We start from the raw sequence: 24,994 nt of genomic DNA, 5'->3' as shown, positions 1-24,994 counted from the left end.
CAGAATCCAGTGTTAAGTGTTTAATTTGGATTTTGATTTTTTTAACTGTATTAATACAAGTTCACAAAACTCTTGCTACAATTATCAATCTGGTATTAATATCGTGTCCGGTTGATTACCATCACAAAAACGGTTTGTAGTGCGGACTTCAGTCCGCAGTATAAAGCGGACTGAAGTCCGCACTACAAACCTTGGTACAATCCATGTGTAGGCTTAATTCTGGGATTTGGTTAGAATTGTATCCCATCAAACCACCACAATCAAATTGGTTGGATGAGGCATTTAGTCCGATGCTGCCAAAGGCTCGGGGTTAATTTTAAGGACTAGATAATATCACATTTGTTGCGATTCATCCCCAGGCGATAGGGGCGCATTCGCAGCAGACAAAGCAGATTGGCGACCTAATTGCTGTTGCCGAATGCGCTCCAAATTCCCCGCCGGAATAGCAGCTATCAGTTGCCGCGTGTAAGCTTGCTGCGGTTGGCGGTAAATGCGCTCGGCTGTGCCAATTTCCTCGATTTTACCTTTGTTCATGACGATCGCGCGATCGCTCATAAACTTGACCACGCTCAAATCGTGAGAAATAAAAATATAAGTCAGTCCAAACTCTGTTTGCAACTCCTTGAGCAAATTTAAAACTTGCGCCTGCACCGATACATCCAATGCAGAAACCGATTCATCGCAAATAATAAACTTAGGATTCAAAGCCAAAGCTCTAGCAATACAAATTCGCTGCCGCTGTCCCCCGGAAAATTCGTGGGGGTAGCGCCGCATAAAATCGGGATTTAAACCCACTCTATCCAACAAATAAGCGGCGCGATCGCGCTTTTCTTTCGGGTTTTTGCCAAAGCTGTGAATCACCATCGGTTCCATCACCGCTTCCCCAACACTCAGGCGCGGATCGAGAGAACTATAAGGGTCTTGAAAGATAATTTGCAAATCGCGCCGCAGCCGGCGCAATTGGCGATCGTACTCTTTTTTGAGCCGATAATTAGCCATCCACTGCCCTCGGGAACTACTTTTGGTAGGAGGGGTAATTTCTTGACCTTCAAAAAACACTTTGCCGCTGGATATCGGAATTAATTGCAGCAATGCTCTCGCTAAAGTTGATTTACCGCAGCCAGATTCGCCGACTAAACCCAAAGTTTCGCCCGGGTAAACCTCAAAAGAAATATCGTTTACCGCCATAAACAAGCGTTTAGTTTCGCCAAACATTCCTTGCACCGGAAAACCGACTCGCAAGTTATTAACAGCTAGCAAAGGCTCGGAAATATTCGGCAGCCGAGGGGGTTTTCCGGTGGGAAAAGTGGAAAGTCCGCCGCTGCTGTCGCCGTCTAAATCGACATTTTTCTCGACAATTACCAATTCGCCGCTAGCATTTGTGGTGACTTCCATAAAATCGGAAACTGTCGGTAAGCGGCGCATTTGGCGTTCGAGAGTTGGGCGGCAAGCTAAGAGACCTTTTGTGTAAGGATGTTGGGGATTGCTGAAAATTTGCTCGATCGCACCGCATTCAACAATTTTACCTCGGTACATCACCGCCACCGTATCGGCAATTTCAGCAATGACGCCTAAATCGTGGGTAATAAAAATCATTGCCATGCCTCTAGAGTCCCGCAACTCGCGCAGCAAAGCTAAGATTGTTGCTTGCACGGTTACGTCTAAGGCTGTTGTCGGTTCGTCAGCAATTAATAAAGTGGGATTGCAAGAAATGGCCATCGCAATCATCACGCGCTGGATTTGACCGCCGGAGAGTTCGTGGGGATAGCGATCGAGCATAGCTTGTTTTTGGCCGTTGACTTGTGGCATGAAATCGCGATCGTCCTGGGCACCTGCTTCTTGCCGCAAAGCCAAACAGCGCTGCCGCAGTTCCTCGTCCCCCGGTAGCAGCTTCACCTCTTGCAATAGCGAAGCAGCTTTGCGCCGCGCTGCTGTCTGGGATATCTTTTGGTGGAGACAAATGGCTTCTGTGAGTTGAAAGCCGATCGTAAAAACGGGATTTAGCGAACTCATCGGCTCTTGAAAAATCGTCGCAATCTGGCTTCCCCGGTAGGTTTGTTTTTCCCGATCGGGCATTTCCAGCAGATTCACAGGCTGCTTGGTAGCGCCATCTGCTGTCGGAGAAAACCATATTTCGCCCTGGATTTTCGTTAACGAACTTGACAGCAAACCCATAACAGCGAGGGATGTTACCGATTTTCCCGAACCCGACTCTCCGACAATTCCCAGAGTTTGCCCTCGCTTCACCTCAAAGGAAATGCCGTCAACAGCTTTGACTGTTGCGGACGCATTGTCTGCGTCCGCAGATTGAAATTCAACCCGCAGGTTGCGAACTTCTAGGACGGTTTCACTCATGGAAGTCTATGGCAAAAGTTAAAAGGAGATTAAGTGGATTGTAGCAGGGCCTGTTAAAGACAGAAGGCAGCGGGAAACTCTTAAATTTTCAGTTTTAAATTTTAAATTCTTTAACTGATGGTGATTTTCACGCTTAGTAAAAAAAATACAGATGCTACGGTAGGGACACTGCACTCCCTCCGCTACGCTTCGCCCAAGGCGTGTCAACTTAAGGCTGAAACCCTTGAGAAATATGGGTTTTATGCCAAGTCTAGATCCCCCTAAATCCCCCTTAAGAAGGGGGACTTTGAGTAACTTCTTGTCCCCCCCTTCTTAAGGGGGAGTAGGGGGCAAGCTAAGGGGGGATCTAAGTTTAATGGTCAAACAGCCATCTGTGACTGGGTTTGACCTGGTTGTTGACACCAATGTGCACGGCGCGGTGTCCCTACTATATTTCATAGAATTGAAAACTGCCTATAACAACACCCAAAACTCAAAACCCAGAACTACTTAACTGCCGAATGCGGGGGAAGAATTTTCCTCAATAACCGATGACTTGAGTGCCAGCAGGCAGTGCAGTGGTCTCGGAGACCTTTTTAAACACGGTTGCCTGGTCGTTTAAGGAATTCGGTCTTGGCAGTCCGGGATTGGTGCCTTCCACCTGAAGGCGCATTTGACCTTCGGGAGTCAACTCAAAAACAGTCTCAACGGTTTCGGTCTTGTTGAGGCTGACATCCAGGTGCATCGGTTTTGCAGCGAGATTAACTTTATACCTCGTTTCTTTGGCGCAGGGGGCTCCGTCGGGGCATTTACCCATCATGAACAATTTGCCTTCTGGGGCAAAGACGAAGGTGAAAGACTGACCGGAGGGGATTGTACCTTGCCATTGACCTAGAAGTTGCTTGTCGATATTGCTAGCGGCGGGGGCTGCTGCTTCGGCAATTGTTGGTGCTGCTGCGGATGCTGGGCCTTGCGCGCCGTTGAAGCTGCTGGCGAGGATGCCGAAGCAAATGCCACCTGCGATCGCTTTGCCAATCATTTTTGAATTAGACATGAGACCGATCTCAAAATTGGTTGTTTGTTCTGTACACTGTAGCTATAAAACCGTACTTTGTTTAATTTAAATCTCTTTGGGTAAAATAAAATATATTGAGGTAAAATGGCATAAAAACCGCTGCAATTTCGGGAATCTGCCGAAAAAGTCGATTCCAATGTGTTCGATCGCGATGATTGTGATGGTTCGCCGGTGCGCGATCGATCGCTTTTCTGTAGATGAAAGCAATTGCGCTGTTTTCGCAGCGGCGGATGTCTAAGATTCTGGTTGAGATTCTGGTTGAGATTCTGGTTGAGATTCCGGCGTAGCTTTCTGTTCTTTTCGATCTCGTTTTGTTCGCTCCAATGCCTCTGCGTAAGACCAAGCCACGCTCACAATCAAAGCTTTCCCAATACCGTCCAAATTTTTTTGTACATCGTCGTTATCCGGCGCTTGGGCTTTTGGGTTGCCATCGTTCGTCATATTTTTGTTTTCTCCCGGGCTGGTTTTTCTGGCGACTTTTTGCAATGTGCGATCGATACCCACAAATTATAATTTTTACGAGAAAAAATTGGTTGAAAGCCTCTCCCTTTGAGGGAGAAATTAAAATCAGACTATTCATTATTCCAATTCTCTGACTTAAGGGTAGAGGTCGCTCCTAAACTGTCAGCAGTCAGCAGTCAAAATTCAACTGTCAACTGTCAACTGTCAACTGTCAACTGTTGAATGCACCCTACTTATCTCTGAGGGTATGACCTTGATTACTAGGAATAATATCATAAAAACGCTGATTGGATGAGCTAATCAGAAAGAAACCTTAACTTCGCTGGTCGTTCGCAGCACTGACTCCTGCTGAAACCTGCGCTTGTAATTTTCGATAATTTCCTGAATAGCTCGATTTTTTTCCTGGCTAGTTTCATAAATCAAAATAACTATTTTAGAGTTTTCTCGAATCAATATTCCGCCCTGGTTGAGAAACTGCCCGGAACCGTCTAATACAGTTAGCCCTTCCCGAAAACGAGGGGTAATAACTTCCTTGACAAACTCCTGCCATTCTGACTCAGAAATTGTCTCGCCTCCGGGTTTAGTTAAGCCAAAATACAGTTCATCTTTGAGGAAGGTTTTTGGACTGGCGTTAGTATCGGAAGTTTCGGAAATTTGAGCGCGGGCAATTGTCCCCGGACAAATCGGCACGAGCAACAGCAGGCCTGCCAAGCAAAGACTGTTAAGATGTTTGTTCTTCATGTCATTATTTTCTATAAATAAACAAGTAGTAGGGTGCGCCAGTGCGATCGCTCTTTAACTACCGACTATGAGACTATTGGTACTGAGGCACCGCCCGAGCGATCGCACAATACCGATGCTACCGTTCGCGATATAATTTAACATAAAATGTGCAGATTAGTTTGTATAGCCTTTCTTAAAAAGATTCGCGGACGTAGTTGGGCTTCAGCCCTCTTTGTTTATTATTATATAAGCTGTCAGTCATACCTCATCTTTCTGAAAACCTCTATACTGCGGACTTAAGTCCGCACTACAAACCTTTTTTGTGATGGCGATCGATCGCAAATGATACCAGTCAACTAGCTTTTTCAAGCACAAATATCACCTTAACAGCAGCCAAATACTTATACCTCTTACTACAGTCATAACTTAGTTAAAAGCAGAAATAGTATTTTTCAGCACAGGGTTAGACTATTTTCAATCGATCGTGTTATACAGGCCAAATTTTCATTTCAAGCGATCGCCAGTTTTGACATCAAACCAGTGCAGCAACTGAGACGGAAAAACCAGCTCGACAATTTCGGAACTCCACTGACGGTCATTTGGGAGCAAAGCGCGCACCGTTACTGACTCCAAACCTTTAACTCGGACGCTAACTAAATTTTGCATTCCCAAGTTTTCTACTAAATAAACCTCACCTTTAATTGCCTCTGGATCTGGCTTCTTCCTGGCCTCTACATCTGCAAAGCTGAGGTGTTCCGGGCGAATTCCCAAGACAATCTCTGGTGGGACTGTCGGCAGATTTGGTAGCGGAACTCCAGAATCGCCCAACATCGCAAAATTTCCCTGGCATTTAAGCACTAGCAAATTCATTTGCGGGCTGCCTACAAAACCCGCTACAAACTGATTTGCCGGACGGTTATAAATCAAGTGTGGCGGGTCTAATTGCTGGATGCTGCCGCTGTTGAGAACTGCGACTTTTGTAGAAAGTGTCATTGCTTCGGTTTGGTCGTGGGTAACGTACACTACAGGGGCTTTTTGGGATGAAAACAATTGTTTGAGTTCGGCCCTAACTTTTTCTCGCAATAAGGCGTCGAGATTGCTTAAAGGTTCGTCGAGCAAAAATACTGCTGGTTGGCGCACTAAGGCGCGTCCGAGGGCTACTCGCTGCCGCTGTCCGCCTGATAGTTTACCCGGTTTGCGATCGACTAATTCGGTCAATCCGAGGGATGCTGCAACTTCTGTCACTAAGCGATCGATTTCGCTGTCGGATATTTTGCGGAGTTTGAGGCTGGATGCCATATTGTCGTACACTGTCATGTGCGGATACAGCGCGTAACTTTGAAAAACCATTGCAATATCCCGATCGCCCGGTCTGAGATATGTCACATCGCGATCGCCAATTCTAATCTCGCCTCTAGTCGGCTGTTCCAACCCTGCAATCAACCGCAGCGTGGTAGATTTGCCACACCCGGAGGGCCCCAGCAAGGTCAGAAATTCGCCCTCGCTGACATCTAAGCTAATGTCTTTTACTGGTACAACTTTGGGGCTGTAGGTTTTATTGAGGTTTTTTAGTTGCAGTTTTGCCATGATTTTTTATTGGTTATTGGTTATTGGTTATTGGTTATTGGTTATTGGTTATTGGTTATTCGTCACTAGGAATCAACTTAGGAATGATAATTAAATAACTTACAATCTTTATTGTTCTTGTGGAATGGGCGTCCCGCCCGTTCTTTCTGGACGGGCGGGACGCCCATTCCACAAACTTGTGTAAATTATTTAATTCGCGATCCTTAACTATTTGACTGTTTTATTGACAAATTCACCACTCAAAACTCTCCTTACTATCCCTTGACAGCCCCGGCTGTTAAACCCTGAACGATGCGCCGTTGGAACACCAAAACTAGCAAAACCAAGGGTAAGGTTCCTAAAACTGTGGCTGCTGCGATCGGGCCGTAGGGAATCTCAAAGACTGATGCACCGCTGAGTTGAGCCGTGGCGACGGGAATTGTTTTTAGAGATTCGCGAGTCATAAATGTCAGTGCGAAAATAAACTCGTTCCAAGCTGAAATAAATGTCAAAATTCCGGTTGTGACTAAGGCGGGAAATGTCATCGGTAGCACGATTTGCCACAGCATTTGAAAGGTGTTGTAACCGTCAACTTTAGCTGCATCTTCTAAATCTTTTGGCAGTTGCTGAAAGAAACTCCGCATTACCAAAATTGTCAGCGGCAGATTGATGGCGGTGTAAGGGATAATTAAGGCTAAATAATTATTTCCTAAATCCAAAGCTTTGACTATTTCCAACAGTCCTAAAAATAACAACACCGCCGGAAATAGCGTCACAATTGTCACACTTGCCAGAATAATTCTCTCGCCCCACAGCCGCAATCTGGCTAATGCGTAAGCTGCGGGAGCACCTACTGCTAAACACAGCAGTGTGGAAGTAATGGAAACAAAAGCGCTATTTAAAATGTAAAGTGCAAACGGACGGCGCTGGAATAAGGACAGGTAATGATCGAAGGTAATTCGTGCGGGAATGTAGACGTTGGGAATTGCTGAGATATCGCCGTTTACTTTGAATGATGTCAGCACCTGCCAGATGATGGGTGCGAGGAAATAGGCGACAATTAATATCGCTGATAGGGGCAAGATTAATTGCCGGATGTTAAAGGGTTTTGTGGTAGGTTGTTCGCGGGCGATCGACATAGTTTATACCAATGAAAGGAACGTTTCATTCAGTTGACAGTTGACAGTTGACAGTTGACAGCTACCTCTACCTGGAAGGAAGAAGATTGAAGCAATGAATAGTCTGATTTTAATTTCTCCCTCAACGTATCTGATTCATTAACTACCACCAACCTAAAATCCCCAATCCCAAATCTAAACTTGAGTGGTGCGGGCTCTCGATAATAGGTAACTGGCGATCGCAACTGCGGCCACTAACAGCAAAAAAGTACACACCACCAAAGCCGCCCCGTACCCAAAGTCTAAATACCTCATCACCGTGCTGTAAATGTAGATAGAAACCGTCTCAGTCGCCCCAGCCGGCCCCCCTCCCGTCATCACCTGAATCAAGTCAAAAATGCCGAAAGCTTGGGCAAATCGAAACAGCAAAGCAATCACAATTTGGGGCATCAGCAGCGGCAAGGTAATTTGACGGAAACTCTGCCAACTACTGGCGCCGTCAATGGCGTGGGCTTCATACAAATCACCGGAAATCGATTGCAATCCCGCTAACAAAAGCAGACTGACAAACGGCGTAGTTTTCCAAACATCGGCTGTAATCACTGCCATCATTGCCAAAGTCGGATCTCCCAACCAGCTAATGCTCTTTTGAATCAATCCCAAGCGCAGTAAAATGTCGTTAATTACGCCGTATTGATCGTTAAAAATCCACGCCCAAGCTACACCCATCAATGCAGTAGGTAGCGCCCAAGGCAGCAGGGAAATTGTCCGCACAATGCCGCGCCCCGTGAAAGATTGATTTAAGACTAAGGCAATGCCCATGCCGAGAATTAATTCCAGCACAACAGAGGCAAAAGTAAAGACTGTGGTGTTGCTTAAAGTTTGCCAGAAACGCCCGTCGCCTAACATTCGACTGTAGTTAGCAAAGCCGGAAAAAACCAGTTTCAATTCAGTACCGAGGTTTTGGGTGAATAAACTCAGCCAAAACGCGCGCAAGATTGGGTAAGCAAATACTAGCAGCAGAATTATCAATGCTGGTGCTACTAATATCCATCCGGTTCTTTGTTCGCGCTGTCGCATCTTGTCTGATTGCATATTTTTTAGCCCTAATTTATCCCTCATTTACGGCTTTAGGACTGTCAACTGTCAACTGTCAACTGTCAACTGTCAACTGTTCAAGAAGCTTTTGGTTGTTTCAAACTTCCTAATAAATTGCGAGTTTCGCTAGCCGCCGCTTTCATTGCTTGTTCCGCAGTCATTCTCCCAGTAAAAGCTGAACTCAAATAGCGCTGCAAAATATCAGAAGCTTGAGCGTATTGTGCAATGGGCGGGCGCAAGGCTGGGCGTTCCACTACTTTTAAAAGTTGCGGGTAGTGGGGATATTTGGCGACTATTTCTTTGTCGGTAAATAGGGATTTGTAACTGGGAATTAAACCTGTTTCTAAAATGAATTTGCGCTGGGTTGCCTCGCTGGTGAGGTATTTAATTGCTTTCCAGGCTTGTTCTGGATGTTTTGATGTTTTGGATATTCCCCAGCCCCAGCCGCCCAAGCAAGAACCGCCTGTTTTACCGATACTGCTGAGCATTGGCTCGATCGCAATTTTGCCTCTCACTTTAGATCCCTCGGCATTTGCTAGCTTCCAAACATAGGGCCAGTTTCGCAAAAACAGCGCTTTGCCGTTTTGAAACAACAGCCTGGTTTCTTCTTCGCCGTAGGTAGTAACACCCGCTGGAGAGATGCCGGAGGCGATCGTATTTTTGAGAAATTCCACTGCTTTAATGGCCTCGGGTTTATCTAACCCAACTTCAAAAGTTTGAGGATTAGCCCAGAAGCCGCCGAAACCCGAGAGCACTTCGACAAACATCGCAGATACTCCCTCATATTGTTTACCTTGCCACAGATAACCCCAAGTTGCTTTTCCTTGTTGCTGTAAGTTTTGAGAGATTTTTACCATCTCTTCAAAATTTTTCGGTGCTGGAATTCCGGCTTGTTTTAAAATGTCTTTGCGGTAATAAAGCATTCCGGCATCCGAAGCGTGGGGAATTCGGTAAAGTTTGCCCCGATACCTTCCGCCTTCAACGTTACCGGGGATGAATTTTGCAAGTTGTTCGGGGGGAATTCTGTCGGTTAAATCCCTTACCCAACCTGCGGCGGCAAATTTGGGAACCCAAACGATATCCATGTTGATGATGTCGTAGGGCGATTCGCCTAAAAGAAAGGCAGATGTGTAAAGATTTTCTACGAGATTTGTGTCAAAGGGGCCTTCGACGAGGTTGATGCGAATATCGCGGTTTTTCTGTTCAAATTCTTTGACAAACGGTTTCCAGTTGGCAATGTCTTGGCCTTGCATTAACATGGTGAGCACAACTGGCTGCTGAGTCAGTGCGGGCAGAATAAATAACAGCAAGACGGCTGCTAATGTGACAGCGAATAAGGCTACAAGACGGGGGCGCTTTTGCCTTCGCTGGGGCGGGGAATTTATTTTGGGCATTGGCTTTTGAGATATGACTGTGCGATCGCCTTACTGATCTCATAACTCGCTTTCTTTCGTTTCGCGGGATTTACCGAGTTTGTGCAATGAAAATTTAAGTAAACTTTAGCTTACTTAATAATTGTTGAGTGAAAATTACAAATTTTGAGGTCACGAGTTCGATCGCAAGTTAAGTCAACATCTATCTACAGGCAGATGTTGAGATGAGTGTCTAATATCGTTGACGCTAGCATTGATATGATTCAATCGTTGGGGCGGTGCGTGAGTCATAGTCTCGAAGTGTGGATGTAAAGATTTCTCGCCCTCACGCACCCTACCAAGAAATAATTCTTATTCCTTATTCCCTCTGTCAACTGTCAACTGTCAACTGTCAACTGTCAACTGTCAACTGTCAACTCTTCCTTCTAAATACAAAAAACACCGCTCCTCAAAATAGGAGAACGGTGTATAGGGGGTGTTATGGGTTGTTGTCTGAAACTAACCCTAACAAATCGCCATTTGCTCCGGGTAGGCCTTGTGATGGTTAAAAAATTGGCACAAACCCAAACACCTACCGGGATCGCGATCGACATTTACGATTAGCCCAACCATTCCACAACAGAATCTTCCTTAGTGTTGGTGCGACGTTCAGGGGTTTCGCGCTCGAATTTCATGTGGACAGCGCGGTTTTGTTCGCCGTCTGCTGCTACTGCAAAAATCGGATAGTCGATCAAGCCGTCTTGGAAAGACATCTGGAAGCGGAAAGTGCCGTCAGCATTCAGTTTGATTGGCTGTCCGCCTACGTAGACGGTAGCATCGGGTTCGGTGGCGCCGTAGACGATCAGTTCGGCATCAGCAACTAACCAGAACTGGCGGGGGCGCATCGGGGCGGCAAAGCCAACTCCCGACATACCGACACCGGAGGACATACCGAAACCGGACATGGTGAGGCCAGACATACCCACACCTGACGCAGTGAGGCCGGACATACCCACACCTGACGCAGTGAGGCCGGACATACCCACACCTGACGCAGTGAGGCCGGACATACCCACACCTGACGCAGTGAGGGCAGACATTCCTGCCCCAGCCCACATTCCAACACCGGAGGGGAATACGTAGGAACTCAAAGCTTGTTCGTGGATTGCGGATTGCTGGATCGAACCTGCAACGTGCTGCATGGAACCGAACATCGAACCTGCTACGCGCATCGATTCTGCCGATTCTGCCATGCCGAAGATTTGTTCGTAGATGGCGTTGCCGGTGCTGTAAGCGATGCCGTTGGTTGCTTGTGCGATTTTCTTGGCCGGGGGAACCAGTTCGGCGAAGGTTTGGCCGCGCAAGTCTTCTTCCCAGTCGAGGGTGATGAATTGGTCTTCAATCCAGTCGCTGGGATAGATGGGCGGGACTCGGACTTCTGCCGATCGCGCCAACACCAACCAACGGCCGTCTGCACAGCGGTAGCCAATGTCGATCGCATAATCGCGATCGCTTACGGGGATTGGCACGTACCATTCCCGCGCCAGTTCGTCGCAGGGATATTCTTGAATGCTGTGGGGGCTTTGGATGTCGAGGTTAACATCTGTAACGTCGTAGATCCGCAGGGCGAGTTGCTGTCCGCCTTGGCGGCGCATTTCTTGTTTGCGATCGTTCGGGATATCCCAGTAGGTGTAAGCCCATTCTGGATCGCGGGGCATCAAAACAACCCGGCTTTCGCCGTAACCGTTGGGCAAATCTGCTAAACCTTCATCTACAGACGCCAAAGAACCGCCTGTTCTATCTTCTTGACCTAGTTCAAACTTTGCTGCTTCCACTGCTTCTTGTGCCTCTAGTTTGCGAGATGGACTGTATGAAAACTTGTTGCGCTGAATTTCTTGAATTGATGCCAGAAGTTGCGATTTCCGCATCCGGCTGTAGCGAGAGACTCCACATTCGCTAGCAACTCTGCGGAGTTGTCGCAAAGTCATCTCTTCTAATGGTGGGCGTTCTTTTGCCATGAGTTTGTTCTCCACTAATTTGGATGGCGGGTTAGATTTTTCGATTCAACACTAATGTGTTGATTTTTTGAGTTAGAAACTCTTTTAAATACAATTACGATCGAGCTTCTGAATCTCTCCAACCTTTGAAGCCTTGCTGGTTTTTACCTTGTCTTGTCCCCAATTGCGATCGGGGTTTTTGACTTATTGGCTTCTGCGCGCACCGTCCGATCTAAATAAAGCTTTATCTATCGATTCTTGATTGACAAGATCGATTTTGCGAGTGCGATCGGTGCTGCTAGCAACGCTGTGCGGGCAGCACACGCGCTATCTGACTCCCAAAGTTGCTCAATCAAAGCATTTCTTTGGGATCGCTTTGTCATGACTTAATGTTGCAGACAACTCCCGGTCTGGTCAAGGGGTCTTTTGCCTTAATCATGGGTACTTATACGCATTTTCGGGGATTCGGGGATCAATATGTCAGGGAATATTGATATTTTAGAGCGTCAGGGGATCGATGTTCGGACAAATATCAGGGTTTGATGACATATTCTGGGACGGGGCTGGTGATGGGTTTGGAGGGTTTGGTGGGTGAGGGCGGCCAGAAACCGGGTTTCTACGAGATTTTACGCATCCTCACGAGATATTCGTGAGAAACCCGGTTTCTAAATCCCGCGCGCAAACTTACGATCTCCATCCATCTGCTCAACCTCAGCAATAATTTCCTTCACTATCTCCGCATCGGGCGATCGCAAATGCTGTAAAATCTTCAAAGATTGCTGTAAATAATTCAAAGCTTGGTCAAAATCTCCCTGCGCTGCTAACAACTGTCCAAGCATTGCGAAAGTAGCAGTTTTCCCTTGAACATCGCCAATTTTTTCCTTAAGTTCGAGAGATTGTTGATAAAATGCGATCGCCTGTTCTACTTCTCCTTTATTCGCATAGATTCCTGCTAGTTGGTGTAAAGTAGCAGCTTTCCCTTGAACATCGCCAATTTTTTCCTTAAGTTCGAGAGATTGTTGATAAAATGCGATCGCCTTTTCTACATCCCCTTGATTGGCATAGATTATTGCTAGACAGTGCAAAGTAGCAGCTTTCCCTTGAACATCGCCAATTTTTTCCTTAAGTTCGAGAGATTGTTGATAAAATGCGATCGCCTGTTCTACTTCCCCTTGATTCGCATAGATTATGGCTAGATTGTGCAAAGTAGCAGCTTTCATCTTAATATCGCCGATGCGTTCAAAGATTTCCATAGCTTGCTTTTCTAAAGTAATCGCTTTTTCGATTTCTCCTAGATTGCGTTCAACAATTGCTAATTCATGCAAAGAATTTGCCTTGAGTTCGGCTAAATCTTCATCATCTTTAACCAAATCTAATGCTTGTTTCAGATAGTATTTTGCTGTTGAGTAGTCACTCCGACTGCGATAAGCAATTCCCAAATCATTCAAAACCCTAATGCGAGTTTTTAAATCACCTTGAGTTTCCTCGCGCCCATTCGAGGGAGTGTATTCAATCAATAACCGTTTTAATAAATCTATCCGTTCCTGCTTTTCTGGAACCTCACAATTGCTAATTTCTTTGCTAGCATCCAGAGTTTGAGAAATCGCATCATCCCTAGTATTTGCCGGAGTTTTAAACACAAAAGTTCCCGAATTCCAGGCCCAGAAATCCGGCGCATAATTAGCAACTCGCGTAATCGCATAATCTGGCAAACAAAAAATCATTGGATGCCGTACCATAACCGGATAAGCATCTCGCACCCAATTAAAATCTACCAACATTGGCGGATATTCCCCCGTCATCCCGATCGCATTTTCCACTCCCCGCACAATGAAAATCAACTTTTTGTCTGGTTGAACCTTGACTGCTGGCAAAACCTTCAGAATTTCATCCATCAAAAAGCGCATATCAGGATCGGGAAAATCCCAAATCTCAAACTGCATCTCTTGACAATCGGGATGATTAATTAAAGCCTGAATAATCGCATCTGTATCCTTCGCAAAATTACAGTCAATAAATCCCAAATCAAAGGCATCATCGGGAACAATATCGACAAACGTCAGCAATTGGTCAAAAGATTCTTGATTGAATTCAATTATCCTTTGCTGGTGTATTTCAGGGATTTCCTTGAATTGATCTAAGGGCTTGTTGGAAAGCATAACTTTGTTTTACGAGTGGGTTGACATAATTCCACCGACTATTGCCGTTGTATTCCAAGACGGAAAGATTGAATAATAAATTTTGTCCGATTTCTTCTTTAGCAATATCTTTGTCGATGCAAACTCGCGCTAGTATTGTATAATATTCTGGTGTAGGAGTAGACCTTTCAAAATCAAATTGCTGTTGATTTAAAGCGTAAGTTACATCTTCAGCCAAAACTTTATTGTGTTTGCGAGTAATGGCCGTGCGACAAGCCGATCGAGTTATCTGCATCAATTGTCGCACATGACCGCCACTGGCTTTTGCCAAATCTAGCAACTGTTTTCGATCATCAAATACCGCACTAACATCAACTCGTTTCTCGATCAAACTGGCAACTCCATCTAATCTTTGCTGATTGCAATTTAAATCGCACTCACTGCGGTTAAATTCATAAATATTCACCATTGGCACGATGTTGGGATTGCTATCAAATAAATTGCTGACATTTTTATATGAATAAATTACCGAAATCGGCACTGTATAGATAATTGTACAGTCTAGTTCTTGCAGTTGAGGAGCATAATCAAAAAACAAATGATTGGCAACTCTTGGAGTAATGCGGTCTAAGTTATCAACAATCAGTAAAAATCCTTTTTGGTAACGGCCTGGATATTTGCGTATCAGCTTGTCAAAAGCATCTTTTAACAACAGATTCATATCTGTTTGCAAGCGGGATAGATTGCGCTGAAGAGTTTCGCGAATAACTTGTTTGTGTTGACTAGAACCTCGGATTTGACCGATCAATTTTGCCATCAGCTTAGAAATAAAGGGAATTTCTGCCCCTGCACTTGCTTCAGTTTCAATGCTAACAGAAGATTGAACAGTTTCTTCTGTTTCTTTAGTGACTTCTTTAAACCACAATTCAAAACTATGTAATAGTTTTGGATCAAACTTCAATCCTAATTCAGTTAACTCATCAGCTACTTTTTTGATAACTAGCAAATATAAATCGGTATATTCAGCATCAAGAACATCTAGTTCCTGATCGAATTCTATATAAATCACCCGATATTCATTTTCCCACCGCGACTGAATGCGTTTTAATTCTGTACTTTTGCCGCATCCCCGATGTCCCGTAAACAAAATTGTGTTAAATTCTCCCGGTTCTTGAAGATCCAAATCCGTGCTAACATTTTCGATCGCCACTGTGTTGCGTACTGCGGACAAATCTACATAATATCGGGCAATATCATCACCCGCTAGAGGCTTGACATCGCAAGCGCGGTAAGCTTCCTTGAGTGTTTTGGCGCGGTTGGGTGGGAGTGAAGTCATCGGATTTTAGATTATGGATTGTAGATGGAACCCACAGTTGACTGCGATTAGGGGCGATCGCAATGTGGAGCTTTTCAACCCCAATTCTAACTCATATCTCACACGATACTCAAAAAATGGCGATCGCCACCGACTGACCATAATTAATTATTGTCCTAAAAATCAGGTTTTCCAATACTTTTGTAAAGACAAGGAATCGCCAACGAACTGTTAAAAGAAGAAGTTCATCAAAGCGATATAGTGCTGGCTTTTCACCATCCAGACGATCGATCGCCCTTTGACAGATTTTGCTGTTGCCTAAACATTCTTACCTAGCCAACTCTAATTTTGGTTCCCGCTTGCTTAAATTGTAACTAGCGCTTTCTTCCAGCAATTGACGAACAAAACTAGGTTCTTCGGAGTTCAATGAATGCAAAATATCTCGATACAAACGACAAGCATCATCATCATTCAAAATGCGGTTGTGGAGAATTCTCGTCCATTCCGAAGCAACGAGCATTAATTGCGGTATAACTGTAACAAATGCTTGAATCTGTGCTGACACATCAAAAGATTCTAAAAAATGAATCAAACCGAACATGACTTCTGGCTGTTCGCAGCGATCGTCTAAAATCAGATGTAAATCTGGCAAATCTTCATTGTGAGGACGATCGGCAACTGAGGCTAAAGCATTTTCAAAAGCTGTCACTTCATCAGGCGATCGCATTAATTTATTTTTTCCTAAAAAGTTAATCCAAATATTTTCTTTCATCAGCTATTACCTTCCTCATCTGATTCATGGGGAACTGTCTAACTTATCAAACAGTTGATTAAAAAAATCCTCCGCTTTTTTCCCTTCCCCTCGATCCATTTGTGCCAAACCCAGTTTAATTCCCTTTAAACTCTCCAATAACTCAACTGCATCTAAAAGCTTCTGATAAGATTCAGCATCCTGAACAACTAACTCTGCTTTCCCGTTGACAGTTAAAACTAAAGGATTTTTTGTTTGCTTCAGTCGCTGCACAAACTCAGTCGTATTACGTTTGAAATCGGTGAGAGAATGTATGTCTCTTGAAAGGTTGATCATAATAATAACATTAAATTAGCATTCAATTCAATGCTACACCATGCCGACGGAGTTCGTCAATCAAATTTTGATAGCAAAAAAAATAGCGGAATCAAACGCGGTACTATAATAAATTAGAGCAATACATCAATCCCAAATCTCAAATCCCATGTCCCTAACGCTTTACAACAGCTTGACCCGCCGCGAATCACCTTTCGATCCCATCGAACCCTCAAAGGTGCGGATGTATTGCTGCGGCGTTACGGTATACGATTACTGCCACGTCGGCCACGCCCGCGCTTACATCGTCTGGGATATGGTGCGCCGATATCTGATGTGGCGGGGATACTCGGTGCGCTACGTACAGAATTTTACCGATATTGATGACAAGATTCTCGATCGCGCCCGCGAGACAAATTCCACAATGGAAGCCGTAGCCGAACGCTTCATCGACGAATATTTTGCCGACATGGACAAACTAAATATTCTCAGGGCCGATGAATATCCCCGCGCCACCCACTCAATAGACGGCATCAAACGGCTGATTCACGAGTTAGAAAACAAAGGCTTTGCCTATGCGAACAGTGGCGACGTTTACTACAGTGTTCGCAAGTTTGACAACTACGGAAAACTTTCCGGCCGCAAGTTGGAAGAAATGGCAGCCGGGGCTAGCGGTAGATTGGAAACTGCCGAAATAGAAGCTCAAAAAAAGCAAGATTCCTCAGATTTCGCCCTGTGGAAAAGTGCTAAACCCGGTGAACCTTTTTGGGAATCATCTTGGGGAAAAGGTCGCCCCGGATGGCACATTGAATGTTCGGCGATGGTGCGCGATTGCTTGGGCGAAACTATTGATATTCACTGCGGCGGTTCCGATTTAACTTTTCCGCATCACGAAAACGAAATTGCTCAATCTGAAGCTGCGACTGGCAAGTCTTTGGCTAATTATTGGATGCACAATGCTTTTGTGACTGTTAATGGCAGAAAGATGTCGAAGTCTTTGCACAATTTTATTACAATTCGCGATTTGTTGGAGGGGAATTGGTCGGGAGAACTTGAATCTGACCCCCCCCAGCCCCCCCTTGCTAAGGGGGGGAGTAAGAGTGAATCTGACCCCCCCCAGCCCCCCCTTGCTAAGGGGGGGAGTAAGAGTGAAAATGAATCTGCCCTTGCTAAGGGGGGGAGTAAGAATCAAAGTAATAAGTCAAAAGCGGTGGAACCGATGGCGGTGAGGCTGTTTGTGTTTATGGCGCAGTATCGCAGTCAGATAGATTTTACTGAAGATGCGATCGCCTCTGCTAGAAATGGCTGGAATACTATCAACGAAGGCTTGCTTTTTGGACTCCGATATGCCGATAAACTAAATTGGGATGTTGAGAAAACTGGACAAGATACCAAAGCTGTGCAGCAATTCCAAGCAGCTATGGATAATGATTTCAATACTCCGGCTGCTTTGGCTGTTTTGTTTGAATTGGCGAAGGAATTGGGTAAGGAAAGCAATGTTTTGGTGCATCAAGGCAAAACTGAAACTTCGCCGGAATTGTTGCAGCTTCATTGGCTGACTTTGGTGAGTTTGGCGGGGGTTTTGGGGTTGGAAGTGCAGCCGGAAGCTGACAGCGATGCGGTGGTTGGCGGTTTGAGTGATGCGGAAATTGAGGCGATGATTCAGCAGCGGAAGGATGCCCGGATAGCTAGAAATTTCGCTGAGGGCGATCGCATTCGCAACGAACTCAAGGATCGGGGCATTACTCTGATCGATCAAAAAGATGGCACAACAATTTGGCATCGCAGTTGAAATTCAGAGTTTTTTAACCGCAGATGAACGCGGATTAACGCAGACGAAATTCCATCCGCGTTCATCTGTGTTCATCTGCTGATATCTGCGGTTGCAAACTTCCATTCACAAACTCCGCAACAGCACTCACAAATTCTGCCGTAGATTCGTAGGGTAAAACATTGCGCCCCGGCATTAATAAACCCTCTGCGTTGGGAAAGTTAGCCAAATATTGCGCTATTCTTTCCTCTGGTTTTTCTTCCTTACCTGATTGACTGATGCTTGAGGCTTTTTCTCCCATAATAACGAGTGCCGGATTCATAAACTGTTGAATCGTGGTACTATAATCTTGCCGCCAAAAACCCGCTAAAAATGAGAAAACTGCATGACGGCTGTCAGGATTTGCCGCCCCAGCTTGCAAAGCATCCAACCATTCGCTGTCAACTTTAGCAGCATCGCCAAACAGTTGTTTTGCAGAAAAAGAGCGCAAAAATTTAGCGCGTCTGGCGTATCGATAAAAAGCGTTTCCCAAGGGAGAGTCTAACAAATTCCAGACGATTCTTTGCTCTCTATCTGTCGAATGTTTGTTCATCACCGCCCAGGCTGGAGGCCCGGCGAGAACTAAGGAATGGATTAAATTAGAACCGCTTTCCTGCTGAATTTTGGCTAATTCCAAGGCTACACACAGTAAAGCACCTTGCACGAGGACGATCGCAGGTTTTTTTACTACAGTCTCCAAGAAAAACTGCAACTGTGCCGCCCAATCCTCAGGATAGCAAGCCACAGCGGGCATTTCGCAATCACCGCAGCCCAAAAGGTCGGGATTGTAAATCGGATTTGTGTTACCTGATTTGTACCAACTTTCGCAAAATCTGTGCCAAAAGACTCTTGACAATCCAACTCCTATGGGATGAATTAATAACAAAGGTATGCTATCTTCTGTCGCAGTAGTTGGTTGATAAACATCATAAGCGCAGCGATATTTTTGCCATTCGTAAAACAGCGTTGGTGATTTGATAGACGAAATGGCTGATAAATCTTGAGTTGAATATTGTGGTTGCATATTATTTTTTTGTGCCGATGTTACTTTTTATTATAAAATGAGTAGGGCTGGGTTTTACCCAAAATATATGGGGTAACTCAGAAGATAAATAAACCCGCCCTGTGCGAGGAGATAAGCGCAACTACAGACCTTTATTATTTAATCATGTCTGAACAGCGGATTACAATTTCTATACCTAACTTGCTGCTCATTGTAGCATCGTCCTTGCTGCTAGTGCTGCTGTGGCAATTGCGGAGTCTGCTAGTAATTCTGATGATATCAGTGGTGCTCGCTGCTTCGATCGTCCCGATCGTCAATTGGGCCGAAACCATGCGCGTTCCCCGCTGGCTGGCGGTGATTCTGGTTTATTTAACTCTGATTGGCGGATTCAGCGGGACGGTAGTGTTAATCGGGCCGACAGTCATCGATCAAATACAGTTACTGGTGCGACAGTTACCAGTTTACGCCGAAAGTCTGGAAGTGGTAGCGACTAGCTTAGCCAGTCGCCTCACCGATGATGCACCTGCTTTGGTGAATCAGTTGCTGGACACTCAATCGCTGACAAATTGGCTGATTCGATCGAGCCAACAACTGGTTTTGCGATCGTACAGTTTAACAAGAGGCATTCTCGGCGGCTTCTTCAGCCTAGTTTTAGCATTATTTATTTCCGGGTACATGGTAGCGGACAGCGACACATTAATTAAAAGTTTGGTGCAGTTTTTCCCGAAACCTTGGGACACAAAACTCGCCGCCCAAGCCACGCCCATCGGGCAAAGAATGGGGAGTTACATTCGCGGGCGGGTGTTAGTTTCGGGGATTTTAGGGATATTTATCACCGCAGGTTTGAGCTTTTTGGGGATGCCGGAGTTTGCTTTGGGCTTGGGTGCGATCGCAGGTGTGACAAATCTGATTCCCTTCATTGGCCCGGTTTTGGGTGCAGTACCCGCCTTAATCGTCGCCTTAGCTAAGGGTGGATGGGTGTTGTTGTGGGTATTGCTGTTATTTGTATTTATCCAAAACTTGGAAACTTACGTACTAGATCCTTTGCTGGTTGGTTCCTCGGTTGGCGTGCATCCATTGTATCAATTGCTGTCTGTCTTGGGAGGCGTGCAAGTATTAGGAATTATTGGCGCGGTAATTGTGCCGCCTTGGTTTGCGGGAGTAGCTGCTTTGATTGAGAATTTGTATTTAAAACCGAAGCTGAGGAGCGAATATCGAGAGACAATAAATCAAGCTAAAAATAATTCTGACTTACCACCTTTGACACCTTCGGCGTAAGAGAGGGAGAGAGGGAGGATTTTACTGATTTTAATAGTTGTAGGGTGTGTCGCCATGAAAAATTCTTAACTCAATATCGACAATCTCAGGGCGACGCACCTGATACCATTCATTAAAATTATTTCCAGAAACACCAAACTCGTAAAAGGCTTATTTCCTCAAATATTGGATCGGGTGCGTCGCCCTGAGTTTATTTGTCAAATTTAAAGATTGTTGATGGCGACACACCCTACAAATAATCCGGTGCGTCGCCCGATCGATTATTTGTCAATTTTAGAGATGGTTGACGTATCCACACCCTACAAATAATCCGGTGCGTCGCCCGATCGATTATTTGTCAACTTTAGAGATTGTTGACGTATCCACACCCTACAAATAATCCGGTGCGTCGCCCGATCGATTATTGGTGAAATTTAGAGATGGTTGACGGCGACACACCCTACAAATAATTCTAATGACCAATGACTTAAGCTCGCACTACGGACAATGCCCCATGCCCCATGCCCCATGCCCCATGCCCCATGCCCCATGACCAATGACTAAGGACTAATTGCCACTTCAATGCGACGGTTGCGCTGCCGATTGATCTCAGAACTATTATCCACCGAAGGGCGACTTTCCCCGTAGCCGATCGCCACCCAATGATACTTCTGCCCGAGCACACCAGACAAATACTGCACCACAGCCTGAGCCCGCGCAAACGACACATTGCGATTTTCCGCCTCTTCTCCCGCGTCGTCAGTGTGGCCTGCAACCCGCACCGTCGCCCCCTCGTAACTCCGCAACTCCGCCACCAAATTGTCCAAAATCGCACTGGTACCCGCCCGCAGAGAAATGCTGCCAGTATTAAACAAAACATCGCTGGGCAAAGTTACCATCAGCGCATCCCCTGCAAACACTGGATTTCTCGTATTCTGTGGCTGCGCGTTACCATCGAGAGGGCTCGGCGCGGGTAAAGCCAGAGGAGGAGTGGCCTCCGTTGGGGTTGCAGCCAATTCCTGCGACATCAACTGCAACCGCTTTTCCAAAGTTTCCGTCGGGCGGCTGCTACCCAACTGACTTTCTAAAGCCGCTGTGCGCCCAATTAGCGCGTTGAGCTCGCCCTGCAACTTTCTTAAATCTCCCTGCAATTTCTCTCTCTGGGCGGGATTGACTTTCGACTGGGGAGTTGGTGTAGCGGTTGGTGCAGGAAGCGCTGGAATTGGCGTTGCTGGGGCGCGTTTCGGGCTGGAGGTCAAATTTTGAGTTACGCGCAGCAATCTCTCGGCGATCGGCATAGACGTGGCGCGTGAGGGATAAATTTGGGCGATCGCCATCCCCAAAACCCACGCAAAACCGCTGCCTACTCCCAGCAACAGCAGTCTAAAGATTAGCGACAGTAAAAATAAACCTTTTCCCCGCGACTTGGAGACGCGAGTCGGGGGGATTGAAGGTTTTTCCGTAGAATATCGCGTCATGGTTCCTCCCTCTCGGTACACATACCAGATTAATTTCGATACTATCCTATATATCCAATTTTAGATTTTGGATTTTAGATTTTAGATTGGAGGACAAATCTCAAATCTGAAAAATTCACCCGGTTTCTACAAATCTGGGGTTTGGCGGCACAGCATTTCCGACAAAAACCCGATTGCTATTCCCCTGCCTGTAAGCCTAAATCTGTTAGATAATACTGTAGAACTTGTGGAAAAAAAATGATGGCTGACCCTTTAAATAGCCCCTATCCCGTGCCTTGGGAATGGATTAATGAGACTCACGCTAAGGTGAGTTCAAATGCTGGCACAGGTATCCGCTACTATCGGAGTCCTTCCCTAGTTTCAACTAACGGCCAATACGCGGCTTACAGTCGAATTGAATTGCAAGTACAGCCGGAATTGTCGCGGTGTCGGGTTAGCAGCGTCATGTTTGTGGAAAATCTCAAAACTGGGGAACTGCAAACAGTGGCGGCTGCTTCGCCCCTGGCGGAAAGCGGAATGTATGCTAGCGATGACACAGATATGTCCGGGACGATCGCAATTTTAGTACCTGTTTCTTGGAATCAAGAGGGTTCCCGCGTTCTCGCCCGCGAATTTGAAGCGTTGTTCAACTCTTCCGATATGTCCGACTACGCGGTCATTTGGGATAAAAATGATAATTATACTTATACCGTTGCTCCGGCTCGCAGTCTTTACACCCATGCTGTATTGTTGGGTTGGAGTCAAGTTTGCCCGGGACAAGTTCTGTTCCGCGCCGGTCATTTGGGCGATCGATCTTGGCCTCTTTGTGCCGTCGATATGACTGGCCAAACCGTATCTGTCACCCAAGACAAACCCCTAGTTTTCGGCACTCAAGCCAGCACAGACTGGATCGAACCTAAAACTCGTTTCTAGATATATTTATGGCGGCATATTCTTTGATTTGGCCCAAAATTATTTTACTTTCCGGTCAATCTTTAGAGCAATTTCTTTTGACTCTGGGGATGACAGCTTTGGCTGTGATTTTCGGTCTCACAGCTTTTATTTTTGTTCGGGTTTTTGTCAATTGGTTGCAGGACAAGCTGGAGGAAAAACGCCATTTTCTGAAATTGAAATCACCCCTAAAAAACCGAGATTCAACTGCCAATATTGCCGCAGGTAAAAACGTTTTTTTAGAACCGCAATTTGTCGAAGAAGATTCCAATTATCCGGCGTTTTTTGAGGAACCAGAAAGCGATACTTTAGAAGAGCCGGAGCCAGAAATCGTCTGCGAAGATGCAGCAGCAGTTGCCCATCTCTACAACCCGATCGCACTTTGGCAAGGGCGCTTGATTTTGCCATCAAACGAACAGCGCCAGATTTATGGCTCAGTTTTTTTTGAAGTGATCAATGCACCCAAAAAACATCAAAATTTCATTGGCAAAATAGCATTTTTGAAGTGGAGTACAGATCGCCAAGTACAATTTTTTGTCCACGCCGTCAGTCAAGATATCAGCTTCACCAAACAAACTCAAAAAAGTCAAAAATCAGGCAACATCCATCCAGATAGATTGAACGGCTGGCGCAATGTCGGCCCTTTAGAAACTCTAGCAGGTAGCAGACGCGAAGACAGCGTGACTGTGATGTTACGGAGACCGGTGATTGCCATCAACCATAGCAACAGCGACCCGCAAGAATTAATTATCGATCGCGAACCAGTACAAATTATCGGACGTTTCTGTGCCTTAGTCTCAATTTTACAGCGCCCAGAACCCGACAGCGACAAATTTATTGTCCGGCATTTGGGCCAAACATCCCAACAATTTGACGGCGCCGCCGAAATCATTCGGATTCCCCAAGTACAGCCAGACAAAAATGGGATAGCGAGGTCTACCAATCACCAAATCGAACAATCGCCATTAAATTCAGAGGGCTGGTACATTTACGGCGAAAGAGATGAAGATAATATTTTTGTTGTTCAGGCTATCGAACCCCGGAAAATTGCCCAATTAATCCCAGATGAAACACATTTCGGGTTACAAAAATCTCTCGCTTATTTAAAAGACCAAAACTGGTTAAATACTAGGGCGCAAAAAGGACAAGCCAAAAGAGTATTGTTGATGCCAAATGATGCTACAGAAAACGATTCAATCTCCCCTTGGCAAGAAGGAGATATCGGTATAGTGATTCACTGTTTCGGCGGTATCGGCGGCAAAGGCGGCGAACCGGCACCGCTGAGAATTGTCACCGGACATTTTGCTTTTGGAGTAGCAAAAGTTGTGCGCGATCGCTTTACCCGCGAACTGCGTTTTGACATAGAATACAAACAAGTTTATGCCCACAATCCAGACGGCATTGTAGCAGGTTCCAGCAAATGGCAAAGTTACATGGGAGACTTGCAGCGCGGCTGGTTGGGCGATCGCCCGGTGTGCGATATCATCTGTAAATTAGACTGCGTGTGTTGCGACTACGACTTTGACGGCATCACCTTGTCGCCTTTAACTGAATTAAACCAGCAACTAGATATCATGATGGCGCGCTACCGCAGCGGAGACGGCACCGGCGCCAGTTTAGTCACGCCAGCAACTTCTTGCGTCCAAGATTCCAGTCAGGCAATTTACGCGACAATTAAAAAAATCACTGCGGAAATTGAGTCAAATCCTCAGATTCAAGACTGGCTGAAAACACATCCCACCGCCGCACAAACCGAAAGATTTAACCAGTTAATAGCCTTAGGAGAGAGTTTAGAAAAAGTATTAATTCCCCTCGGTGTTGTCCGTCCAGATTGGCGCAAAAATGCGAGATTGGCGGGTATTGATTCTGAACTGAAAAAAAGCTTTTTTGCTGGCATCGTGAATTCGTTCAAAGCTGCTATGAGTTACCGAACAATGCTGCCGAGGCGTACCCAAGATGCGATCGCCAAAATCCTCTTAAAACAAGGAGCTTTTTTGTGGATAATTCGCACAAATCAAGTTGGTGGATTCGATCCAGATATTGAGCCGATCGCACCTACAGGACTTTGACTCAAATTATAATATAAGAAAAAGACGGCGGTTGAAACCGCGTCTACACAAACAAATTCCGCCTCCGCGGAATGAAGAGAATTAATCAGATCCGGCGATTTTAACCGTCTTTTCTTCAACCCGCGGAGGCGGGTTTTGTCTGTGTAGACGCGGTTTCTAACCGCCGAGTCTTCTACGAATCCGGCGATTTTAACCGCCGTCTT

22 protein-coding genes are annotated in these 24,994 nt (G+C 45.7%); 7 read left to right on the top strand and 15 right to left on the bottom strand.

Annotated features, from left to right (window positions below; genetic code table 11):
- Positions 1-333: 333 nt before the first annotated feature.
- Both JGK11_RS09265 and JGK11_RS09260 read right to left on the bottom strand, forming a co-directional pair.
- Entirely contained in the window at positions 334-2,355 is a 2,022-nt protein-coding gene (locus JGK11_RS09265) for an ABC transporter ATP-binding protein (protein WP_293211346.1), read from the bottom strand.
- A gap of 520 nt (positions 2,356-2,875) precedes the next feature.
- A complete protein-coding gene (locus tag JGK11_RS09260; RefSeq protein WP_293190424.1) occupies positions 2,876-3,388 on the bottom strand; it encodes a hypothetical protein in 513 nt (170 codons plus the stop codon).
- A 76-nt stretch (positions 3,389-3,464) separates the two neighbouring features.
- Between JGK11_RS09260 and JGK11_RS09255 the strand changes: the two genes are divergently transcribed.
- Positions 3,465-3,647, top strand: a complete 183-nt coding sequence (locus JGK11_RS09255) for a hypothetical protein (RefSeq protein WP_293196733.1) — start codon at positions 3,465-3,467, stop codon at positions 3,645-3,647.
- On the opposite strand, the gene JGK11_RS09250 is transcribed toward JGK11_RS09255, so the two are convergent.
- The 7 genes from JGK11_RS09250 to JGK11_RS09220 all read right to left on the bottom strand — a co-directional run bounded on the left by JGK11_RS09250 (position 3,644) and on the right by JGK11_RS09220 (position 11,746).
- Positions 3,644-3,850, bottom strand: coding sequence for a hypothetical protein (locus JGK11_RS09250; RefSeq protein WP_293196734.1), 207 nt, complete (start codon positions 3,848-3,850; stop codon positions 3,644-3,646). The genes JGK11_RS09255 and JGK11_RS09250 overlap by 4 nt on opposite strands.
- Before the next feature lie 321 nt (positions 3,851-4,171).
- Entirely contained in the window at positions 4,172-4,612 is a 441-nt protein-coding gene (locus JGK11_RS09245) for a DUF3574 domain-containing protein (RefSeq protein ID WP_293196735.1), read from the bottom strand.
- 486 nt (positions 4,613-5,098) lie between these two features.
- Entirely contained in the window at positions 5,099-6,181 is a 1,083-nt protein-coding gene (locus JGK11_RS09240; RefSeq protein WP_293182583.1) for an ABC transporter ATP-binding protein, read from the bottom strand.
- 254 nt (positions 6,182-6,435) lie between these two features.
- Positions 6,436-7,299, bottom strand: a complete 864-nt coding sequence (locus tag JGK11_RS09235; protein WP_293182581.1) for a carbohydrate ABC transporter permease — start codon at positions 7,297-7,299, stop codon at positions 6,436-6,438.
- 174 nt (positions 7,300-7,473) lie between these two features.
- Entirely contained in the window at positions 7,474-8,373 is a 900-nt protein-coding gene (locus JGK11_RS09230; protein ID WP_293182579.1) for a sugar ABC transporter permease, read from the bottom strand.
- Positions 8,374-8,453: 80 nt separating this feature from the next.
- Positions 8,454-9,770 carry an ABC transporter substrate-binding protein gene (locus tag JGK11_RS09225; RefSeq protein ID WP_293182577.1) on the bottom strand — a complete coding sequence of 439 codons (1,317 nt, stop codon included), beginning with the start codon at positions 9,768-9,770 and terminating at the stop codon, positions 8,454-8,456.
- Positions 9,771-10,348: 578 nt separating this feature from the next.
- A complete protein-coding gene (locus JGK11_RS09220; RefSeq protein WP_293185227.1) occupies positions 10,349-11,746 on the bottom strand; it encodes a DUF4912 domain-containing protein in 1,398 nt (465 codons plus the stop codon).
- A gap of 241 nt (positions 11,747-11,987) precedes the next feature.
- On the opposite strand from JGK11_RS09220, the gene JGK11_RS09215 reads away from it, so the two are divergent.
- Positions 11,988-12,110: a hypothetical protein gene (locus tag JGK11_RS09215; protein WP_293190426.1), complete on the top strand. Its 123-nt coding sequence runs from the start codon at positions 11,988-11,990 to the stop codon at positions 12,108-12,110.
- A gap of 280 nt (positions 12,111-12,390) precedes the next feature.
- On the opposite strand, the gene JGK11_RS09210 is transcribed toward JGK11_RS09215, so the two are convergent.
- Positions 12,391-13,884, bottom strand: coding sequence for a tetratricopeptide repeat protein (locus JGK11_RS09210; RefSeq protein WP_293211344.1), 1,494 nt, complete (start codon positions 13,882-13,884; stop codon positions 12,391-12,393).
- Complete coding sequence (locus JGK11_RS09205) at positions 13,841-15,199, bottom strand: P-loop NTPase fold protein (protein WP_293196739.1); 1,359 nt, start codon at positions 15,197-15,199, stop codon at positions 13,841-13,843. The genes JGK11_RS09210 and JGK11_RS09205 overlap by 44 nt, the downstream gene beginning before the upstream one ends.
- 195 nt (positions 15,200-15,394) lie before the next feature.
- On the opposite strand from JGK11_RS09205, the gene JGK11_RS09200 reads away from it, so the two are divergent.
- Positions 15,395-15,514 carry a hypothetical protein gene (locus tag JGK11_RS09200; protein ID WP_325315896.1) on the top strand — a complete coding sequence of 40 codons (120 nt, stop codon included), beginning with the start codon at positions 15,395-15,397 and terminating at the stop codon, positions 15,512-15,514.
- Here the strand turns inward: JGK11_RS09200 and JGK11_RS09195 are convergent.
- A complete protein-coding gene (locus JGK11_RS09195) occupies positions 15,507-15,950 on the bottom strand; it encodes an Imm30 family immunity protein (protein WP_293185222.1) in 444 nt (147 codons plus the stop codon). The genes JGK11_RS09200 and JGK11_RS09195 overlap by 8 nt on opposite strands.
- 24 nt (positions 15,951-15,974) lie before the next feature.
- Positions 15,975-16,265: a type II toxin-antitoxin system Phd/YefM family antitoxin gene (locus JGK11_RS09190; protein ID WP_293185221.1), complete on the bottom strand. Its 291-nt coding sequence runs from the start codon at positions 16,263-16,265 to the stop codon at positions 15,975-15,977.
- A gap of 148 nt (positions 16,266-16,413) precedes the next feature.
- Here JGK11_RS09190 and cysS point away from each other — a divergent pair, with 148 nt between their 5' ends.
- Positions 16,414-18,036: a cysteine--tRNA ligase gene (gene cysS / locus JGK11_RS09185; RefSeq protein ID WP_293196740.1), complete on the top strand. Its 1,623-nt coding sequence runs from the start codon at positions 16,414-16,416 to the stop codon at positions 18,034-18,036.
- Positions 18,037-18,097: 61 nt separating this feature from the next.
- Here cysS and JGK11_RS09180 read toward each other — a convergent pair whose 3' ends face one another.
- Positions 18,098-19,078, bottom strand: coding sequence for an alpha/beta fold hydrolase (locus tag JGK11_RS09180; protein WP_293185218.1), 981 nt, complete (start codon positions 19,076-19,078; stop codon positions 18,098-18,100).
- Between the two features lie 144 nt (positions 19,079-19,222).
- Between JGK11_RS09180 and JGK11_RS09175 the strand changes: the two genes are divergently transcribed.
- Positions 19,223-20,335, top strand: coding sequence for an AI-2E family transporter (locus JGK11_RS09175; RefSeq protein WP_293185217.1), 1,113 nt, complete (start codon positions 19,223-19,225; stop codon positions 20,333-20,335).
- A 539-nt stretch (positions 20,336-20,874) separates the two neighbouring features.
- Here JGK11_RS09175 and JGK11_RS09170 read toward each other — a convergent pair.
- Positions 20,875-21,792, bottom strand: a complete 918-nt coding sequence (locus tag JGK11_RS09170) for an OmpA family protein (RefSeq protein ID WP_293211342.1) — start codon at positions 21,790-21,792, stop codon at positions 20,875-20,877.
- 237 nt (positions 21,793-22,029) lie between these two features.
- On the opposite strand from JGK11_RS09170, the gene JGK11_RS09165 reads away from it, so the two are divergent.
- Together JGK11_RS09165 and JGK11_RS09160 are read left to right on the top strand one after the other, a co-directional pair.
- Positions 22,030-22,704 carry a hypothetical protein gene (locus JGK11_RS09165; RefSeq protein WP_293185215.1) on the top strand — a complete coding sequence of 225 codons (675 nt, stop codon included), beginning with the start codon at positions 22,030-22,032 and terminating at the stop codon, positions 22,702-22,704.
- 8 nt (positions 22,705-22,712) lie between these two features.
- Positions 22,713-24,791, top strand: coding sequence for an abortive infection protein (locus JGK11_RS09160; RefSeq protein WP_293190435.1), 2,079 nt, complete (start codon positions 22,713-22,715; stop codon positions 24,789-24,791).
- The last annotated feature ends 203 nt before the right edge of the window (positions 24,792-24,994 follow it).

Source organism: Microcoleus sp. PH2017_34_RAT_O_A, assembly GCF_020737885.1.
Taxonomy (GTDB): domain Bacteria; phylum Cyanobacteriota; class Cyanobacteriia; order Cyanobacteriales; family Microcoleaceae; genus Microcoleus.
Note: the sequence above shows the minus strand (reverse complement) of the source record. Positions and strands in the feature narration are given on the sequence as shown.

What these genes read in the sequence shown, in the direction of transcription:
- JGK11_RS09170 (WP_293211342.1), bottom strand. Translation starts at nt 21,792, where the DNA reads ATGACGCGATATTCTACGGAAAAACCTTCAATCCCCCCGACTCGCGTC.
- JGK11_RS09180 (WP_293185218.1), bottom strand. Translation starts at nt 19,078, where the DNA reads ATGCAACCACAATATTCAACTCAAGATTTATCAGCCATTTCGTCTATC.
- JGK11_RS09165 (WP_293185215.1), top strand. Translation starts at nt 22,030, where the DNA reads ATGATGGCTGACCCTTTAAATAGCCCCTATCCCGTGCCTTGGGAATGG.
- JGK11_RS09175 (WP_293185217.1), top strand. Translation starts at nt 19,223, where the DNA reads ATGTCTGAACAGCGGATTACAATTTCTATACCTAACTTGCTGCTCATT.
- JGK11_RS09230 (WP_293182579.1), bottom strand. Translation starts at nt 8,373, where the DNA reads ATGCAATCAGACAAGATGCGACAGCGCGAACAAAGAACCGGATGGATA.
- JGK11_RS09190 (WP_293185221.1), bottom strand. Translation starts at nt 16,265, where the DNA reads ATGATCAACCTTTCAAGAGACATACATTCTCTCACCGATTTCAAACGT.
- JGK11_RS09210 (WP_293211344.1), bottom strand. Translation starts at nt 13,884, where the DNA reads ATGCTTTCCAACAAGCCCTTAGATCAATTCAAGGAAATCCCTGAAATA.
- JGK11_RS09205 (WP_293196739.1), bottom strand. Translation starts at nt 15,199, where the DNA reads ATGACTTCACTCCCACCCAACCGCGCCAAAACACTCAAGGAAGCTTAC.
- JGK11_RS09235 (WP_293182581.1), bottom strand. Translation starts at nt 7,299, where the DNA reads ATGTCGATCGCCCGCGAACAACCTACCACAAAACCCTTTAACATCCGG.
- JGK11_RS09225 (WP_293182577.1), bottom strand. Translation starts at nt 9,770, where the DNA reads ATGCCCAAAATAAATTCCCCGCCCCAGCGAAGGCAAAAGCGCCCCCGT.
- JGK11_RS09245 (WP_293196735.1), bottom strand. Translation starts at nt 4,612, where the DNA reads ATGAAGAACAAACATCTTAACAGTCTTTGCTTGGCAGGCCTGCTGTTG.
- JGK11_RS09160 (WP_293190435.1), top strand. Translation starts at nt 22,713, where the DNA reads ATGGCGGCATATTCTTTGATTTGGCCCAAAATTATTTTACTTTCCGGT.
- JGK11_RS09250 (WP_293196734.1), bottom strand. Translation starts at nt 3,850, where the DNA reads ATGACGAACGATGGCAACCCAAAAGCCCAAGCGCCGGATAACGACGAT.
- JGK11_RS09220 (WP_293185227.1), bottom strand. Translation starts at nt 11,746, where the DNA reads ATGGCAAAAGAACGCCCACCATTAGAAGAGATGACTTTGCGACAACTC.
- JGK11_RS09240 (WP_293182583.1), bottom strand. Translation starts at nt 6,181, where the DNA reads ATGGCAAAACTGCAACTAAAAAACCTCAATAAAACCTACAGCCCCAAA.
- JGK11_RS09265 (WP_293211346.1), bottom strand. Translation starts at nt 2,355, where the DNA reads ATGAGTGAAACCGTCCTAGAAGTTCGCAACCTGCGGGTTGAATTTCAA.
- cysS (WP_293196740.1), top strand. Translation starts at nt 16,414, where the DNA reads ATGTCCCTAACGCTTTACAACAGCTTGACCCGCCGCGAATCACCTTTC.
- JGK11_RS09260 (WP_293190424.1), bottom strand. Translation starts at nt 3,388, where the DNA reads ATGTCTAATTCAAAAATGATTGGCAAAGCGATCGCAGGTGGCATTTGC.
- JGK11_RS09195 (WP_293185222.1), bottom strand. Translation starts at nt 15,950, where the DNA reads ATGAAAGAAAATATTTGGATTAACTTTTTAGGAAAAAATAAATTAATG.